Below are 17,549 nucleotides of genomic sequence, written 5' to 3'. Positions count from 1 at the left end.
CCAGTGTCCTGCCCACAGCGCGCGTGCACTAGGACGGTCCGAACCCCGCCCTCCGCACGCGGAAACTCAGCCCGGAGTCCCACGAACGACGATGCACCGGGCACCGTGTACTCAGACACCGTCCACGCACCCGCATCCCAGAGCGACCTCTCGACCGCAGCGCGCGCGTCCGCGTTCGTTCTCACTTCGAGTCACCTCCAGCGGGACGCTGCTGCTGCACAGGAGCAGGCTTCGCCTCCCCGAGCTGGGACACGTACACCGTCACGCGCTCGACACCCGAACGGTTCCGCCGCCGCTCCACCCGAACGTCCTGCGCGTTGAGCGGCGTGAACGGCGGAAGCGCAACGGGCGACTCAGACGGGACGCGCATCGAAGCCTGATCCCACTCGACTCGGCCGAAGCGCGGGGAGGCTACGAGAACGGTGTACTCCCACAGCGGTTGACCCACCTCGTCCACAGCCTGCTCATCCGTGCGTCGCCAGGAGCCATCGGGTGCCTGCGTCATGACAGGCACCGGCTGAGCCACCCCATCCAGGACCCGCACGTACAGAGGCACATCGACGGGGTGCATCCGCGCCGGGAGCGTCACCGGCTCCGCAGCAGCAACAGACATTTCAAACCTCCAGATTCCTCCAGCCGCCCCAGTTGGTCGGCTCGCTTCGGACCCTAGCACGAGACGTTCACTTCTGACAGGACCCCGCTTCCAGTCCATATGTGAACCCTCGACATTCCCTCTGTAGTAGGTTCACGTCATGCAGTGGAGTCACAGGGAACCCGTACGTTGGGCAACGTCGGGAGAGGTAGCCAGAGCGCTCGACCTAGCCCCTCACCAGGCAAAACACGTCCAACTCTCCGGGCTGGCGGGCCCCGTCGTTGCACTCGGCGAGTCCGGAACTCGATACGCCAGCCCCGCGAGCGAACTCACACAGCTGAGAGAACGGCGGATGCTCGACAGCAACGCCGACGACCTCCCCCCGGCTGTCGTCGTGAAGGTCACCTCGCCGCAATCCGTGGACGAACCAGATCGGAGGTACGTGGGCTGGAGCATCGACATGCCCGATGACGTAGCAGAGGCCGCCACCTCCCGCTGGTGGCCGGTACCTGCGATCCCACAAGGAACGCTCCTCGTCGTCTCCCTCGCAACGATCGTCGTGCGCGTGCGACGAATCGTCGGGGCCCCACGCACCCAAGGCCGAGCCGCCTTCAGCACCGTGGCCGCGGAACACACGATCTACGACAACGCCCGCATCAAGACCAGGCCGGGACCCGTCGTCGATCTGATTGCACTAGACCGCTGACGATGCACTCACCATGACCAACACTCCCTCTCACCGCGATGAGCGGCCCGATCAAGAATCCGCAGAGATCGACGCTGCGATTGCAGAAGTCGGGCAACCGTCCGCCGAGGACCCCGACGACGGCGGCACCGCCGCCCGTGCCCTCATCGACCGCGGCGGCTGGGAGTGGGACACACCAGCACGCCGCCCGTCCGCCAGAGACGAGCAGGCCCGGACTGACGAGTTCATGCGCGCAATGGACGCACTCGACGCCAGCACCACCCCCGCAGAGATCGCGGAGCAACACGCACTCATCCAGCAGCTACGGGACGCCGAAGGCACGATCCAGGACGAGGCACGCAGGCTCGAGCGGATGGCACGCCGGGCGTGTGGCCGGGACCAGAAGCGATGCCACGGCGAAGACAACGCGGGTGCGTAGCACCATCACAGCGGCTGAAAACCGGACATACGGGTAGATCTCGGGCGTATGTCGAGAGTTTAGATACAGGATCAAGGGCGGCGGCTCCGCCGCCGCCTGGCGCGGCCCACGGGGCCGCTTCACGGGCTGCGCTGCGGCGCTGGCGCGCCGTTCTCGCCCGCGCGCGGCCCCGTGGCCCGCGCCCTGCCACCCCTGACCAGGTGAAGGCAGGGAGACAGGCGGCCGAGTGGGTCAACCACACGGCTCATAGCACGCCGAAGACCCGACCGGCGCTCTTGCCGTCGGGTCACTGTCCGTCACGTGCTGCCGCGCCCGTTCGTTCCTCACGGGCTTGCCCCTGGAACTACGTGGGCACTCTCGCGGCGTGGAGACCTCTCCTGGCCGCTACGAGGAGGTCGTGCCACTCGTCGCGCGCCTCGACCCAAACCCCGGGCAGCCAGGCGATGTCCGGAGCCGCCTCGTCGCGTTCACCTCGGGCATGCTCGACCCGCCGTTCCCGAGCCTTCGTCAGCGTCAGCTCCGACCAGTCACGCGACCTCCTGGCGGTGTTCCCGCGCCAGCCCCACGCACGCGACAGACGCCGCGCCGACTCCTCCCCGCCGCCCTCCGCGCGCACCCGCATCCCCAGCAGATCAGCCGCCGCCCGCAACCGCGCGTGATGCACCCTCCGCACACCCGCCGCGCCGTCGTCGAGCACGTCGGACCCCACATCCTTCGCCGCGTACCCCAGCACCTTCGCCAGGTAGCCCGCAGTGCGGAACGCGCTCTGCTCGGTCCGGACGACGTCCGCGCGCACCTGCCGACCCCACGTCACGCGCTCTCCCGAGCGGGCGGCACCCGTGAACACCCCAGCATCACGCGTCGCAGCCTCCACGAGCCGTGAACGAGGCCGACCCCGCTTGTCCTTGTACACGTCCAGACTCGTACTCGGCGGAAACCGCAGGATCACGTGCAGATGGATCGCGCCACGCCCCTGCCACTCCGCCACCCCCGCGTACGTCGGACGACGCGCCACGTACCCCTGCTTCGACTCCGACCACTTCACCAAGCCGGCACGACGACCGATCTCCTGCGCCGTGCGCCCCCACAGCCGGCCCGCCGCATAGTTGAACCCCACCGCACCCTCGTACCCGTACCCGTCCAAGTCCAGCGGCGTCCCACCCACCGGGTCCGTAGGGCCATGAGCCCGCCCGCACGGGCACTTCACCACCGAGCTACCACCCGGCCGCCAAACCTCGTCCTTCGAGACCCGGTGCACCCGGCCGAACGACGGCGCCGTAAGCGTCAGCAGCACCACCGTCTCCCCGGCCTCCACCGCCGCGCGCAGCCCCTCGAACAGCACCGCCCGCACGTCGCCCTTGTACAGCGCCGCGCACGACGGGCACGACCGACGAAGCCGAGTGCCGCACCGCACCAGCACCTCCACCGGCTCACCCGACGACCGGTCAACACCACGGCGCCGGATCGGCCGCTGACACGGCAGCCCAAGCCCGATCTCCTCGACCAGCGCCGCCAGGTCGGCACGAGTCGCCCTCGCGCGAGTACCCTCAGCAGTGACGGGTGTACCCATCGTCTACGCACCTGTCCCGCCCCGGTGCGTTGCAGCGCAGCCGGGGCATTTTCAGGTGCGGCGGTGCCCGCCACGGTGCCCGCCAGACAGCACGGCCCGGTCCCCCGACGCCCCCGTTCTCGGGCGTCTCGGGTCACTCGGGCGAGACGATCACAGCGCTTCCGGGTTCACCGTCGAACTCCGGAGCAGAAGGTCGTAGGTTCGAATCCTATCGAGGGCACCGCGCTCCGCTCCGACGAGCCTGGCCCGCCTCCGGCGGCCGGGCTCGCGTCGTCTCCGGGCCCGGCTGCTCCCGCGCCCCGTCCCGCGCGCCCGCTACGGTGGGGCCATGACCGACGGCGGCTACGGGGACTTCGAGTTCGAGCGCCGGTTCCTCGTGCGCGACCTGCCCGAGGACCTGCGCGACGCACCGGCGCTCATCGTGCAGAGCTACTACCTCGCCGACGAGGGCTACGCGCTGCGGCTGCGCGCCAAGGTCCCGACCGTGGACGCGACGATGGACCCGGCGACGGACCCCGTGCACCTCCTGGACCGCTACGCGCCCGCGGTCGACCTGTGCACCCTCACCGTCAAGGGTCCGATGGCGGGCGGCACGCGCTACGAGGCGGAGCGTGAGGTCGACGTCGCGGTGGGCGTGCAGATGATCCGCCGTGGCGGCGCACGCGTCGTCAAGACGCGGTACTCGGTCTGGGTCGGGGCGGACGGCTGGGTGGTCGACGTGTTCGGCGGGGCGAACCACCCGCTCGTCGTCGCGGAGTGCGAGCGGACCGGACCCGTGACGGACCTGCAGATCCCCGCGTTCTGCGTCACCGAGCTCACGGACGACCCCCGGTTCTCCAACGACGCCCTCGCGAGCCGGCCCTACGGCGCGTGGCGCGACGACTTCGAGGCCGAGCTCGCGGCGGCCGGTCCCCGGTTCCTCCAGGACTTCGGCCGCAACGAGCGGCTCTCCGGCCCGTAGCCACCGCGCTGCGCGTGGCGCCCGCCGGCACCCCGGTCAGCGCAGCGCGTCCGCGGCGGCGCACACGGCGGCGACGTCGAACCGGACCGTCCGGCGGTCGACCGGGACCCACCCGGGCTCGTGCCCGAACAGCACCGCCCACGGCAGCGCACCGGAGGAGACGTGCTCGCGCGCGTGGTCGCGCGCCCGGGCGTCCGCGACCTCTCGCTCGACCGCGTCCTCCAGCGCCACGAGCTCGGCCCGCACGGCCTCGCCCTTCTCCGTGAGGCGACGCGCCCGGCCGGGCTCGAGGTAGCCGTCGCGACGCGCGCCCTGCACGACGCGGCGCGACGCGGCGTGCACGCGGTCGCGGAGGGCGTCGTCCCGGGGGTCGAGCGCGACGCGCGCGCCTGCACGGGCGTCGTCGCCCAGCAGCGCGGTCAGTGCGAGGCGCTCGCGCTCGGACGCGGGCGATGCGTCGAGGAGGACGAGCACGGGAGGCGAGCCGGCCGCCGTCGGCTCCACCCGGACGAGGCCGGCGAGCGCGAGACTCAGCACCTGCGCGGCGAGCGCGTGCTCGGGACGGCGCAGGACGACCGCGGCGAGGAGCAGGTCGGCCACGGTTCCGACGATACGGCGGAGAGGGCCGCGGCGGAGGGTGCCGGGCCGCGTCAGGAGTTCTGGATCTCCTCGACGCCCTGGACGAACTCGAAGTGCCACGGCTCGTAGGCGCCGCTGCCGCCGCGCTTGGCCCAGGCGGGGTTGGCCCAGCCGTAGGTGGCACCGTTCTGGTTGATCCACGCGTAGACCTCGCGCGAGCCGGTCTCGACCGAGCACAGGTCGATCGCGAGCCCCCACCCGTGCATGGACCAACCGGGGGGCGCGGCGAACGCGCCGCGGGAGGACTTGAGCGACACCTGCGTCGAGAGCGTGCGGTACGACGAGACGAGGCACAGGTCACGACCGAACGTCGCCCGGAAGGCCTCGTTCATGGCCGACAGCGAGACCGCGGCGTCGGGCCGCAGGTGCTCGCCCGCCTGCCAGAGCTCGCACAGCGCGTGCTCGTCGAGCTTGCCGTTGGTGCCCGCGGGGCGGACCGTGGGGTCGCAGCCGGGGAGCGGGTCGCGCGCGGCGGACCGGGAGGCGGCCTCGCGCCGCACCTCGACGCGGGGGGCGGCGGCGACGCTCTGCGAGACCGCGGGTGCGGTCGACGCGGCGGTCGCCAGGTCGAGGGCGCTGGGACCCAGCGGTCGCGTGTCGGGCTCGAAGGGCGAACCGGTGCCCAGCCCGTCGTCCGCGCCGGCGGAGAGGGGCATGGCGATCGTCGCGGCGGCGAGCGTCCCGAGGACGGCGATGCGCGGCATCCAGCGGTGCTGGCTGGAGACCTGTGCCTGGGGGCGACGACGGCGGGAACCCTGCTCCGCCTCGCGCCGGGCCCGTCGGGACTCGAGGGCGGGTGCGTCGGCCTGCTGCGACTCCACCCGCCACCTGCCTCTCACCCTTCGGGGTGGCTCTCGGGCCACCGACGACCGATCAATCACGGAACAGTAACGAAGCACTCCGACGATGCCAAGTCCCCTGTTCAGGGGCGGGGCCGGAGGCCCGCGCGTGCCTCACGGACGACGCTGCATCGCGTCGCGCACCTCCCCCACGAGCTCTTCGAGGATGTCCTCGAGGAACACGACGCCGAGGGCTCCGCCGCCCGCGGGCGCGTCGACGCGCGCCAGGTGCGCGCCCGAGCGCTGCATCGCCCGGAGCGCGTCCTCGACCTCGTCGCCGGGGGCGGCGGTCGCGAGCGCGCGCACGCGCCACGACGGGACGGGGGCCCCGCGCGTCGTCTCGTCCGCGTACAGCACGTCCTTGACGTGGAGGTAGCCCACGAGCTCGCCCGAGACGTCGGCGACCGCGAACCGCGAGAACCCGGTCTTGGCGACGAGGCGCTCGACCTCCTCGGGCGTGCAGCCCTCGGTGACGGTGACGAGGTCCGCGACCGGCACCATGACGTCCTGCGCGGTGCGCTCGGAGAACTCGATCGCGCCCGAGAGGAGGCCCTGCTCGTCCCGCAGCACGCCCTCCGCCTGGGAGTGCTCGACGATCGACTGGACCTCCTCCGCGGTGAACGCGGAGGCGACCTCGTCCTTGGGCTCGACCCCCGTCGCCCGGACCGCGTGGTTCGCGAGCCAGTTGAGCGCGACGATGACGGGGCGCAGCACGCGCCCGATCCACACGAGCGGCGGCCCGAACCACATGACCGCCGTCTCGGGACCCGCGACCGCGAGGTTCTTCGGGACCATCTCGCCCAGCACCACGTGCAGGTAGACGACGATCGCGAGCGCGACGACGAACGCGATCGGGTGGGCGAGCGACGTGCTCACGCCGAGGGCGTGCAACGGGTCCTCGATGAGGTGCGCGAGCGCCGGCTCGGCGACCACGCCGAGGCCCGTGGAGCAGACCGTCACCCCGAGCTGGGCGCACGCGAGCATGAGCGACACGTTCTCCATCGCCCACAGGACCGTCTGCGCCCGGCGGTTGCCCTGCGCGGCGAGCGGCTCGATCGCCGAGCGCCGGGCGGAGATGACGGCGAACTCGGCGCCGACGAAGAACGCGTTCCCCGCGAGCAGGAGGACGGCGACGAGGAGCGCGGTGGTCGAGCTCACGACTCCACCTCCTCGGGGGCCGCACGAACGGAGAGCCGCTCGACCCGCCGACCCTCCATCGCCTCCACGCGCAGCACGACGCGGTCGCGATCGTCGCCCGCGACGACCTCGTCGCCCGGCTCCGGCACGCGCCCGAGCCGCGCCATGACGAGGCCGCCGAGCGTCTCGTACGCGCCGTCCTCGGGCGCACGGAGCCCGGTGACCTCGGTGAGCTCGTCGGGCCGCATGACGCCCGGGACGAGCCAGGAGCCGTCCGCACGGCGGGCCGCCCCCGCGCGCCGCGGGTCGTGCTCGTCCGCCACGTCCCCCACGAGCTCCTCGACGACGTCCTCGAGGGTCACGACGCCGGAGGTGCCGCCGTACTCGTCGACGACGACCGCCATCTGGAGCCCGAAGCCGCGCAGCTCGACGAGCAGCGGGCCGAGGCGCACGGTCTCCGGCACCCGGGGCGCCTCGACCATGAGCGCCGCCGCCGGGACCTCCTCGCGCCGCTCGTACGGGACGGCGACGGCGCGGCGCAGGTGGACGAGGCCGACGACGTCGTCCCGGTCCTCGCCGATGACCGGGAAGCGGGAGTGCCCGGTCCGGCGCGCGGCGTCGACGACGTCCGCGGCCGTCGCGTCGCGGTCCACGACGACCATCCGCATCCGGTCCGTCATGACGTCGACCGCGCTCAGCTCGTCGAGCTCGATGGAGTTGGTGAGGAGCGTCGCGACGGACACGTCGAGCGTGCCCTCCTGGGCCGAGCGGCGGACGAGCGCGGCGAGCTCGGAGGCGGAGCGCGCGCCCGACAGCTCCTCGCGCGGCTCGACGCCGACGCGGCGCAGGATCGCGTTCGCCGAGCCGTTGAGCACGGCGATCACGGGCCGGAACAGCTTGGTGAACTGGCGCTGCACCGGCACGACCTGCCGGGCCGTCGCGTAGGGCGCGCTGAGGGCGAAGTTCTTGGGGATGAGCTCGCCGAAGAGCATCGAGACGAAGTTCACGACGAGGAGGGCCAGGACCCCGGCGAGGACCGCCGAGGCCGCCTGCCCGAGCGCGGTGGCGCCCAGCCCGGCGCCGAACAGCGAGAGCAGCGCCGGCTGCGCCGTGTAGCCGAGGAGGATCGTGGTGAGCGTGATGCCGACCTGCGCGGACGACAGCTCGGTCGACAGGTGCTTGAGGCCGGCCCGGACGCTGCGGTCGCGCCGGTCGGCACGCGGCCTCCCGCCGGAGGGCGGGGATCCGCGTCTGTCGCCCTCCTGGTCGGGGTCGTCACCGGCGGGGAGGACGGCGGGGTCGAGGGTGACCAGGGAGAACTCGCTGGCCACGAAGACGGCGGTGCCTGCGGTGAGGAGCACCCCGAGCGCGACCATGACCCAGTCGCCTACCACGAGGTGCTCCACCGATATCGAGAGGTGCTCTTCATCGTGCCGACGATGCTAGCGCCCGCTCCCCCCGGGGCGCCCGGGCGTGCGGCGCCCGGCCGCTCGGCGGCGGGGAAATCCGGCCGACCTGGGCCGACGTGTGCCACGCTGTATCCCATGGCAGATCCGAGGGCAGCGAGCGCATCACCGACCGGCGCGGGCGCCGGTCCCGTCCCGGGCCGCGGGCCCGTGCCCACGACGGCGCCGTTGACGGGCGGCACCCCGCAGCAGGCGGCCACGGTCCTCGTCGTCGAGGACGAGCCCGCCATCGCGACGGCGATCGCGCAGCGCCTGAGCGCCGAGGGCTGGCGCGTCGAGGTCGCGCGCGACGGGCTCTCCGGCGTCGACGCCGCGACGCGGCTGCGCCCGGACGTGATCGTGCTCGACGTCATGCTGCCCGGCATCGACGGCCTCGAGGTCACCCGGCGCATCCAGGCCGAGCAGCCCGTGCCGATCCTCATGCTCACCGCGCGCGACGACGAGACCGACATGCTCATCGGGCTCGGCGTGGGTGCGGACGACTACATGACGAAGCCCTTCTCGATGCGCGAGCTCGTCGCGCGCATCAAGGCGCTGCTGCGCCGGGTCGACCGTGCCACGCAGGCCGCGAGCGCCGCGCCGACCGACCCGCCCATGACGGTCGGCGACGTGACGATCGACAAGGCTCAGCGCCGCGTCTACCGCGCGGGCGACGAGGTCCACCTCACGCCCACCGAGTTCGAGCTCCTCGTCATGCTGGCGAGCTCGCCCAAGACCGTGCTCACGCGCGAGCGTCTCCTCGCGGAGGTCTGGGACTGGGCGGACGCGAGCGGGACGCGCACCGTCGACTCGCACATCAAGGCGCTGCGCCGCAAGCTCGGCGCGGACCTCATCCGCACGGTCCACGGCGTCGGCTACGCGTTCGAGCCGCCCGCCGGATGACCTCCCACCCCGCTGACCCTGCCGACCCGGTCGACGGCGCGGGCCGGGGCCCGGGCGGCCCGAGCGCTCCGCCGCGCAACGGCGCGCACCGCGCGCACACGATCCGCCCGCACCTGCCCGACGTCCGTCCGCTCGACTCGTTCCGCTCGCTGAAGATCAAGCTCGGCGTGCTCGTGGCCGCGACCGTCACGCTCGCGGTCCTCATCACGTGGATCGGGCTGCAGAACCAGCTCGGGCCGTCGCGCACGTTCCCGCTCGCGATCGTCCTGTCGCTGCTGCTCACCCAGCTCCTCGCGCGGGGCATGACGTCGCCGCTGCGCGAGATGACGGCGGCGGCGCGCGCGATGGCCGACGGCGACTACACGCGGCGGGTGCGGGCGACGAGCCGCGACGAGGTGGGCCAGCTCGCCGTCGCGTTCAACGTCATGGCGGAGGACCTCGCGACGAGCGACCAGGTGCGACGCGAGCTCATCGCGAACGTGTCGCACGAGCTGCGGACGCCGATCGCGGCGCTCCAGGCGCAGCTCGAGAACGTCGTCGACGGCGTCACGCAGCCGACGCCCGCGACGATGGAGATGGCCCTGGCGCAGACGGAGCGCCTCACGCGCCTCGTCTCCTACCTCCTGGACCTGTCGCGCATCGAGGCGGGCGCGGCGGCCCTCAACATCACCGAGATCGACGTGGGCGACTTCCTCGAGGAGAACGCCGAGGCGGTGTCGATGGTGGAGGCCGGGAAGCAGCTCCGGTACGTCGTGGACGTCACGCCCCCCGACCTCGTGCTCGAGGCGGACCGCGAGCGGCTGCACCAGGTCGTGACGAACCTGCTGCAGAACGCGATCCGGCACTCCCCGCAGGGGGGCGAGATCCGGCTCGAGGCGTACCCGGTGGACGACGACGTCGTGCTCGAGATCGTGGACGAGGGCCCGGGGATCGCGAAGGAGGACCGCGAGCGCATCTTCGAGCGCTTCGCCCGGGCCAGCGCGACCGGCACGCACACGACGACCGGCGGCTCGACGGGCGGGACGGGCATCGGCCTGGCGATCGTCCGGTGGGCGATCGACCTGCACGGCGGGCGGATCGAGGTCGCGGACTCGCGCAGCGGGGCGACGATGCGCGTCACGCTCCCGGCGCACGCCCACGCCGTCGAGCCCGACCTGCTCGGCGAGCCGGCGCCCGGCCCCGAGGGCCCGACGACCCCCTGAGCCCGCGGCTGACAGCGCGGGCACGCCCGCGCGGGCGTGCGTGAGATCCGTCACACCGCCCGCCCCGGATACCTCGCGATGGCGTGGAATTCCGCGATCTTGCCGTCCGACGAGGTCCGCGTGGGATCACTTTTGCCTGGCCCAGACGCGGCGTGAAGAACCCGCGAACAGGCCGCGCGCGAACGCCCCGCGCAGCCCCCCGGGCCGCCGCCGAGGGCCTAGGCTGGAGTGGTCCGGAATCCGGACGAGTCTGCGCCGACGTCGGCCGCACGCCTCGCGCGTGCCGCCGCACGCCTGCTCGCAGACTGTGACCGACAGCGACCTGTGTGTGAAAGTGGGCGATCCTCGCGTGTCCCCGAAGGCTGAGTCAGAGGCGATCAGCGACGCAAGCTCCGTGTTCGGAGCGAACGAGTGGCTGGTCGACGAGCTGTACGAGCAGTATCTCCTGGACAAGAACGCGGTGGACCCCGCGTGGTGGGACTTCTTCGAGGACTACCGTCCGGCGGAGCGTGCCGAGGCAGCAGCCACGACGGCCGCCGCGCCGTCGACGCCCGTGAACGGGTCCTCCGCGGCGCCCGCCGCGGCCCCTTCCGCGCCGGTCGCCCCCGCCGCCGTGACGGACGGCTCGGCCGCCGCCGAGGCGGCGCAGCGCGTCAAGCCCCCGAAGCTCCCTGCCGACCCCGCGGTCAACGCCGCCGCCGAGGCCGTCCGGGCGACGCGGCCCGTCGCGACCGCCCAGCCCGCGACCGCGCCGTACGCGCAGGTCCCGGCCCGCAAGGTCGCCGGCGCGCCGACGGCCGAGGCGGAGACCGTGGCGGACGACGTGCAGAAGCTCCGCGGCCCCGCGGCGCGCGTCGTGACGAACATGGAGGCCAGCATCCAGGTGCCGACGGCGACGTCGGTGCGCGCGGTGCCGGCCAAGCTCATGGTCGACAACCGGATCGTCATCAACAACCACCTCGCGCGCGGCCGCGGCGGCAAGATCTCGTTCACGCATCTCATCGGGTTCGCGCTCGTCGAGGCGCTGGCGGACATGCCGATCATGAACGCGAGCTACACGCAGCTCGACGGCAAGCCCGCGGTGAACCAGCCGGCGCACGTCAACTTCGGGCTCGCCATCGACCTGGCCAAGCCGGACGGGTCGCGCCAGCTCCTCGTGCCGAGCATCAAGAAGGCCGAGACGATGGACTTCGCCCAGTTCTGGGCGGCCTACGAGGACCTCGTCCGCCGGGCGCGCGGCGGCAAGCTCGGCGTCGACGACTTCGCCGGGACCACGATCTCGCTGACCAACCCCGGCGGCATCGGCACCGTCCACTCGGTGCCGCGCCTCATGGCGGGTCAGGGCACGATCATCGGCGTCGGCGCGATGGACTACCCCGCGGAGTTCGCGGGCGCGTCCACCGAGCGCCTCGCGCGCCTCGGCATCTCGAAGGTCCTGACGATCACGTCGACCTACGACCACCGCATCATCCAGGGCGCGCAGTCCGGCGAGTTCCTCCGGATCCTGTCGCAGAAGCTCCTCGGCGAGGACGGCTTCTACGACCGCGTGTTCGCGGCGCTGCGCATCCCGTACGAGCCGGTGCGCTGGGTCCGCGACAACACCACGGACGCCGAGATCGAGGCGGCCAAGCCCGCCAAGATCGCCGAGCTCATCCACTCGTACCGGTCGCGCGGGCACCTCATGGCCGACACCGACCCGCTCGCGTACCGGCAGCGCAAGCACGGCGACCTGGACATCCAGAACCACGGCATGACGCTGTGGGACCTGGACCGCACGTTCCCCACGGGCGGCTTCGGCGGCAAGACGAAGTCCTCGCTGCGCGACATCCTCGGCCTCCTGCGCGACTCGTACTGCCGGACCGTCGGCGTCGAGTACATGCACCTGGCCGACCGCACGCAGCGCAAGTGGCTCCAGGAGCGCCTCGAGTCCGGGTACGCGCGCACGCCGCGCGAGGACCAGCTCCGCATCCTGCGCCGCCTCAACTCGGCCGAGGCGTTCGAGACCTTCCTCCAGACGAAGTTCGTCGGGCAGAAGCGCTTCTCCCTCGAGGGCGGCGAGGCGCTCATCCCGCTGCTCGACGCGATCCTGTCGAAGGCGGCGGAGAACGGCCTCGACGAGGTCGGCATCGGCATGGCCCACCGCGGTCGCCTCAACGTGCTGGCCAACATCGCGGGCAAGAGCTACGCGCAGATCTTCGCCGAGTTCGAGGGCAACCTCGACCCGAAGAGCGTGCAGGGCTCGGGCGACGTGAAGTACCACCTCGGCACCGAGGGCGTCTTCACCGCCGAGACCGGCGCGACGACCAAGGTCTACCTCGCCGCCAACCCGTCGCACCTCGAGGCGGTCGACCCGGTGCTCGAGGGCATCGTGCGCGCCAAGCAGGACCGCATCGACCTGGGCGGCGACGGGTTCTCCGTCCTGCCGATCCTCATCCACGGCGACGCGGCCTTCGCGGGCCAGGGCGTCGTGCCCGAGGTGCTCAACCTCGCGCAGCTGCGCGGGTACCGCACGGGCGGCACGGTGCACGTCCTCATCAACAACCAGGTCGGCTTCACCACCGGCCCGTCGTCGTCGCGCTCGACGACGTACGCGACCGACGTCGCCAAGGGCTACCAGGTCCCGATCTTCCACGTGAACGGCGACGACCCGGAGGCGTGCGTGCGCGTCGCGGAGCTGGCCTTCGCCTTCCGCGAGCAGTTCGACCGCGACGTGATCATCGACATGATCTGCTACCGCCGCCGCGGTCACAACGAGGGCGACGACCCCTCGATGACGCAGCCGCTCATGTACAACCTCATCGAGGCCAAGCGCTCGGTGCGCAAGCTCTACACCGAGAACCTCGTCGCGCGCGGCGACATCACGCTCGAGGAGGCCGAGCACGTCCTCCAGGACTACCAGGCCCAGCTCGAGCGCGTGTTCACCGAGACCAAGGAGGGCGGCTTCACGCCCGCCGCGGACCGTGAGCCGATCGCCGGCCTCGAGCGCCCGGAGTCCCAGCTCGAGGACGCGGGCACGATGGTCGGCTGGAAGACGGCGATCGACCGCTCGGTCCTCGAGCGCGTCGGCCAGGTCCACGTCGCGCCGCCGGAGGGCTTCACCGTCCACCCCAAGCTCGCGCAGCTCCTCGAGAAGCGCCGGCAGATGTCCGTCGAGGGCGGCATCGACTGGGGCTTCGGCGAGCTCGCCGCGTTCGGCTCGCTCCTCGTGGAGGGCACGCCCGTGCGCCTCGCCGGGCAGGACTCGCGCCGCGGCACGTTCGTGCAGCGCCACGCCGTCCTGCACGACCGCGAGACGGGCGCCGAGTGGACGCCGCTGCTGTACCTGTCGGCGGACCAGGCCAAGTTCTGGGTCTACGACTCGTCCCTGTCCGAGTACGCCGCGCTCGGCTTCGAGTACGGCTACTCCGTCGAGCGCCCGGACGCGCTCGTGCTGTGGGAGGCGCAGTTCGGCGACTTCGTCAACGGCGCCCAGACGGTGATCGACGAGTTCATCTCGTCCGCCGAGCAGAAGTGGGGCCAGCACTCCTCGGTCGTCATGCTCCTCCCCCACGGCTACGAGGGCCAGGGGCCGGACCACTCGTCCGCGCGCATCGAGCGGTTCCTGCAGCTCGCGGCCGAGGACAACATGACGATCGCGCAGCCGTCGACGCCCGCGTCGTACTTCCACCTGCTGCGCCAGCAGGCGTACGCCCGCCCGCGCCGTCCGCTCATCGTCTTCACGCCGAAGCAGCTGCTGCGCCTCAAGGCGGCCGCATCCAGCGTCGAGGACTTCACGACCGGCACGTTCCGCCCCGTCCTCCCCGACACGGCGGCCGACCCGGCGAAGGTCGACCGCGTGCTCCTGAGCACGGGCCGCGTCTACTACGACCTGCTCGCCGAGCGCACGAAGCGCGGCGACGAGGGCGTGGCGCTCGTCCGCCTCGAGCAGCTCTACCCGCTCGACGTCGACGGCATCCGGGCCGAGCTCGCGAAGTACCCGGGCGCCGAGGTCGTGTGGGTCCAGGACGAGCCGGAGAACCAGGGCGCCTGGTCGTTCGTGCACATCAACCTGCCCGAGGACCTGCCGCGCGTGAGCGTCGTCTCGCGCCCGGCGTCGGCGTCGACCGCCGCGGGCACGGCGAAGAAGCACCAGGCCCAGCAGGCCGTGCTGCTCGAGCAGGCGTTCGCCCGCTGACGTCGCGGGTTCCTCGCACCGGACCCGACGAAGGCCCCCTCCGTGCGGAGGGGGCCTTCGTCGTCGGTGCGTCCGCCGCCGTCGCGCCCGGGGTGGGGCACGGCGGCTCGCGCGGCGCGAGATCGACCCGTGCGTCCGAGATCGGCCCTCAGGGGGGTCGACGTGGAGACGTGCGGGTCGATCTCGCGGGTCACCAGCGGGTGTGGATCTTCTCGCGCAGGTGGCGGTCGTAGATCTCGCGGACGCCCGAGGTGAAGAGCGGGCCGAGGACGTCCGCGTCGCCCGCGGCGGCGTTCGAGCGGGCCTGCTCGACGTTGCGCGCGCCGGGGATGACGGTCGACACGCCGGGCTGCTGCCAGACCCAGGCGATCGCGACCTGGGCGGGCGTGAGCTCCTGCCCGACGACGTCCTGCACCAGCGTGGTGAACTCGCCCGCCGCCTGGACACCGGTCTCGAAGTCGACGCCCGAGAACGTCTCGCCGACGTCGAACGCGCTGCCGTCGCGGTTGTACGTGCGGTGGTCGTCGGCGGCGAAGGTCGTGTCCTTCGTGTATTTCCCCGACAGCAGCCCGGACGCCAGCGGCACGCGCGCGATGACCCCGACTCCCGCCGCGGACGCCGCGGGAAGGACGGCGTCGAGCGGCTTGAGCCGGAACGCGTTGAGGATGATCTGCACCGTCGCGACGCCAGGGCGCGCGATGGCGGTGAGCGCCTCGTCGACCGTCTCGACGCTCACGCCGTAGCTCGCGATCGCGCCCTCGGCGACGAGCGTGTCGAGCCCGTCGTAGACCTCGTCGCGCGAGTAGACCGCCGTCGGGGGGCAGTGGAGCTGGACGAGGTCGAGGCGGTCCGTCCGGAGGTTCCGCCGCGACCGGTCGGTCCACTCGCGGAACTTCGCGAGCGTGAAGTTGTCCGCGTCCTGCGCCTCGCGACGCCCCATCTTGGTCGCGACCGTGATCGCGTGGCCCGGGTTGTCCGCGAGGTAGCCGCCGATGATCTGCTCGCTGCGCCCGTCGCCGTAGACGTCCGCGGTGTCGAAGAACGTCACGCCGGCCTCGGCCGAGGCGTCGAGCACGGCGCGCGCGTCGTCCTCGCTCACGTCGCCCCAGTCGGCGCCGAGCTGCCAGGTTCCCAGTCCGACGACCGAGACGAGCCGTCCCGTGCGTCCGAGCACCTGTCGTTCCATCGTTCCTCCTCGTGCTCCGTCGGGTGCGCCGGGAGACACACCCGGGCACCGAGTCTGACTGCCGAGAGCGCATCGCGCACGCTCGCACGCCGAGTACCGTATGTGAGCGTGAACACCCATGCCCCCTCGGGAACCCAGGTCCGCATCGCCCACGGCGAGCACGCAGCGACGATCACCGAGGTCGGAGCGGCCGTGCGCGAGTACGCGGTGGGCGGCAGGCCCGTCTTCACCTCCTTCCCCGAGGACGAGGTCGCGCCCGCGTTCAACGGCGCGGTCCTGCTCCCCTGGCCCAACCGGCTGCGCGACGGCGCGTACGAGGTGGACGGCACCACGTACCAGGTGCCCGTGTCGGAGCCCGACCGGGGCACCGCCCTGCACGGGCTGGCCTGCTGGCAGCGCTGGGTCGTCGTCGAGCACGAGGCCTCGCGCGCGACGCTCGAGCTGCACCTGCCGCCGTCGCCCGGCTACCCGTTCGACCTCGTCGCGCGCGTCACCTACTCGCTCGACGACGCCGGTCTGCGCGTCCACGTGCGGACGACGAACGTCGGCACCGCGACCGCGCCGTACGGCATCGGCTTCCACCCGTGGCTGTCGGCCGACGGTGCGAACCTCGACGAGTGCACGCTGCGCCTCGACGCCGCGACCCGCGTCACGACCGACGAGCGGCTCCTGCCCACCGGCACCGAGCCGGCCGCCGGGAGCTACGACCTGCGCGAGCCGCGCCTGCTCGCGGGCGTCGACCTCGACGACGCCTACGTCGACGTGCTGCGCGACGCCGACGGCCTGTCCTGGATGCGCCTGTCCGCGCCCGACGGCCGCACGTCCGCCGTCTGGATGGACGGCTCGATGGACACGTGGCAGGTCTGCACGGGCGACCACGTCGGCGACGTCGCGTTCCGCCGGTCCGGCGTGGCGGCGGAGCCGATGAGCTGCGTCGCGGACGCATTCCGCACCGGCGAGCGCCTCGTGCGGCTCGAGCCGGGCGCCTCGCACGAGGTCGTCTGGGGCGCGACGCTGCTCTGATCGGCGGGCGGTGGGCGGTCCGTCCGATATGCCCGGCTGGACACGCCGTCGCCACGGGATCGTTTCGACCCACGCCGTCCGCGTCGGGGAGAATGGCGCCCGTGGAGGACGCCGTGAGTCGAGAGGTACGGATCTGCGTCGTCGGCGACGAGCTGAGCGCCGGCGTCGGCGACGCGAAGGCCCTGGGGTGGGCGGGGCGCGTCGTCGCGCGCACCCGCTTCCCCCAGCCGGCGTACGTGTTCCCGCTCGCCATCCCCGGCGAGACGACGACGGCGCTCAGCCAGCGCTGGGAGGCGGAGACCGCGCGGCGGTTCGCCCCGGAGCCGGACGTGGACAACCGTCTCGTCATCGGCCTCGGCCGTCACGACCTCGACGCGGGGCTCTCGGTCGCGCGCTCGCGCCTCAACCTCGCGAACGTGCTCGACGTCGCGGAGTCGCACCGCCTGCCGACGTTCGTCGTCGGCCCCCCGCCGGGCCACGCGCAGGACGCCGAGCGGCTCGCCGAGCTCTCGCACGCCTTCTCGGACGTCGCGAACCGGCGCCGCGTGCCGTACGTGGACACGTTCAGCCCGCTCGTGACGCACGAGCAGTGGCTCGCGGACCTCGCGCAGAGCGGCAACGGCTTCCCGGGCCAGGCGGGCTACGGGCTCATGGCGTGGCTCGTGCTGCACACCGGCTGGCACGCCTGGCTGGGCCTCCCCGACGACACGGTCTGACCCGCGAGGTAGAGGCCCGGTAGCGCGAGGTAGAGGCC

General features: G+C 72.6%; 14 protein-coding genes. 8 read left to right on the top strand and 6 right to left on the bottom strand.

Annotated elements, in window-relative coordinates; all coding sequences use genetic code 11:
* Nucleotides 1–944 precede the first annotated feature (944 nt).
* Both ABWU78_RS08625 and ABWU78_RS08620 read left to right on the top strand, forming a co-directional pair.
* Entirely contained in the window at nt 945–1,298 is a 354-nt protein-coding gene (locus ABWU78_RS08625) for a hypothetical protein (protein WP_439158117.1), read from the top strand.
* Nucleotides 1,299–1,311: 13 nt separating this feature from the next.
* On the top strand, nt 1,312–1,716 hold the full coding sequence (locus ABWU78_RS08620) for a hypothetical protein (RefSeq protein WP_439158116.1): 405 nt from the start codon (nt 1,312–1,314) through the stop codon (nt 1,714–1,716).
* A 343-nt stretch (nt 1,717–2,059) separates the two neighbouring features.
* Here the strand turns inward: ABWU78_RS08620 and ABWU78_RS08615 are convergent, their stop codons facing one another.
* A complete protein-coding gene (locus ABWU78_RS08615; protein WP_439158115.1) occupies nt 2,060–3,286 on the bottom strand; it encodes a replication initiator in 1,227 nt (408 codons plus the stop codon).
* A gap of 328 nt (nt 3,287–3,614) precedes the next feature.
* On the opposite strand from ABWU78_RS08615, the gene ABWU78_RS08610 reads away from it, so the two are divergent.
* Nucleotides 3,615–4,247 (top strand): CYTH domain-containing protein, encoded by a 633-nt coding sequence (locus ABWU78_RS08610; RefSeq protein ID WP_253053319.1) that lies wholly within the window; start codon nt 3,615–3,617, stop codon nt 4,245–4,247.
* Nucleotides 4,248–4,283: 36 nt separating this feature from the next.
* On the opposite strand, the gene ABWU78_RS08605 is transcribed toward ABWU78_RS08610, so the two are convergent.
* The 4 genes from ABWU78_RS08605 to ABWU78_RS08590 form a co-directional block, all read right to left on the bottom strand.
* Nucleotides 4,284–4,847, bottom strand: a complete 564-nt coding sequence (locus tag ABWU78_RS08605) for a hypothetical protein (RefSeq protein WP_253053317.1) — start codon at nt 4,845–4,847, stop codon at nt 4,284–4,286.
* 50 nt (nt 4,848–4,897) lie between these two features.
* Nucleotides 4,898–5,707 carry a M15 family metallopeptidase gene (locus ABWU78_RS08600; RefSeq protein WP_253053315.1) on the bottom strand — a complete coding sequence of 270 codons (810 nt, stop codon included), beginning with the start codon at nt 5,705–5,707 and terminating at the stop codon, nt 4,898–4,900.
* 132 nt (nt 5,708–5,839) lie between these two features.
* Complete coding sequence (locus tag ABWU78_RS08595) at nt 5,840–6,883, bottom strand: hemolysin family protein (RefSeq protein ID WP_439158114.1); 1,044 nt, start codon at nt 6,881–6,883, stop codon at nt 5,840–5,842.
* A complete protein-coding gene (locus tag ABWU78_RS08590; RefSeq protein ID WP_353708735.1) occupies nt 6,880–8,256 on the bottom strand; it encodes a hemolysin family protein in 1,377 nt (458 codons plus the stop codon). Before ABWU78_RS08590 ends, ABWU78_RS08595 begins: the two co-directional genes overlap by 4 nt.
* A gap of 150 nt (nt 8,257–8,406) precedes the next feature.
* Between ABWU78_RS08590 and ABWU78_RS08585 the strand changes: the two genes are divergently transcribed.
* The 3 genes from ABWU78_RS08585 to ABWU78_RS08575 all read left to right on the top strand — a co-directional run bounded on the left by ABWU78_RS08585 (nt 8,407) and on the right by ABWU78_RS08575 (nt 14,586).
* Nucleotides 8,407–9,210: a response regulator transcription factor gene (locus tag ABWU78_RS08585; RefSeq protein WP_253053309.1), complete on the top strand. Its 804-nt coding sequence runs from the start codon at nt 8,407–8,409 to the stop codon at nt 9,208–9,210.
* Nucleotides 9,207–10,412 carry a sensor histidine kinase gene (locus tag ABWU78_RS08580; protein WP_353708734.1) on the top strand — a complete coding sequence of 402 codons (1,206 nt, stop codon included), beginning with the start codon at nt 9,207–9,209 and terminating at the stop codon, nt 10,410–10,412. Before ABWU78_RS08585 ends, ABWU78_RS08580 begins: the two co-directional genes overlap by 4 nt.
* Nucleotides 10,413–10,761: 349 nt before the next feature.
* The gene (locus tag ABWU78_RS08575; RefSeq protein WP_353708733.1) at nt 10,762–14,586 is read left to right on the top strand and encodes a multifunctional oxoglutarate decarboxylase/oxoglutarate dehydrogenase thiamine pyrophosphate-binding subunit/dihydrolipoyllysine-residue succinyltransferase subunit; all 3,825 of its coding nucleotides are present in this window, start codon (nt 10,762–10,764) and stop codon (nt 14,584–14,586) included.
* Between the two features lie 190 nt (nt 14,587–14,776).
* On the opposite strand, the gene ABWU78_RS08570 is transcribed toward ABWU78_RS08575, so the two are convergent.
* The gene (locus ABWU78_RS08570; RefSeq protein ID WP_353708732.1) at nt 14,777–15,772 is read right to left on the bottom strand and encodes an aldo/keto reductase; all 996 of its coding nucleotides are present in this window, start codon (nt 15,770–15,772) and stop codon (nt 14,777–14,779) included.
* 108 nt (nt 15,773–15,880) lie between these two features.
* Between ABWU78_RS08570 and ABWU78_RS08565 the strand changes: the two genes are divergently transcribed.
* Together ABWU78_RS08565 and ABWU78_RS08560 are read left to right on the top strand one after the other, a co-directional pair.
* Nucleotides 15,881–16,795: an aldose 1-epimerase family protein gene (locus ABWU78_RS08565; RefSeq protein WP_353708731.1), complete on the top strand. Its 915-nt coding sequence runs from the start codon at nt 15,881–15,883 to the stop codon at nt 16,793–16,795.
* 113 nt (nt 16,796–16,908) lie between these two features.
* Complete coding sequence (locus ABWU78_RS08560; RefSeq protein WP_253053299.1) at nt 16,909–17,511, top strand: GDSL-type esterase/lipase family protein; 603 nt, start codon at nt 16,909–16,911, stop codon at nt 17,509–17,511.
* The last annotated feature ends 38 nt before the right edge of the window (nt 17,512–17,549 follow it).

The sequence above is a fragment of the Cellulosimicrobium sp. CpK407 genome, assembly GCF_051844275.1.
Classification (GTDB): Bacteria; Actinomycetota; Actinomycetes; order Actinomycetales; family Cellulomonadaceae; genus Cellulosimicrobium; species Cellulosimicrobium cellulans_G.
Note: the sequence above shows the minus strand (reverse complement) of the source record. Positions and strands in the feature narration are given on the sequence as shown.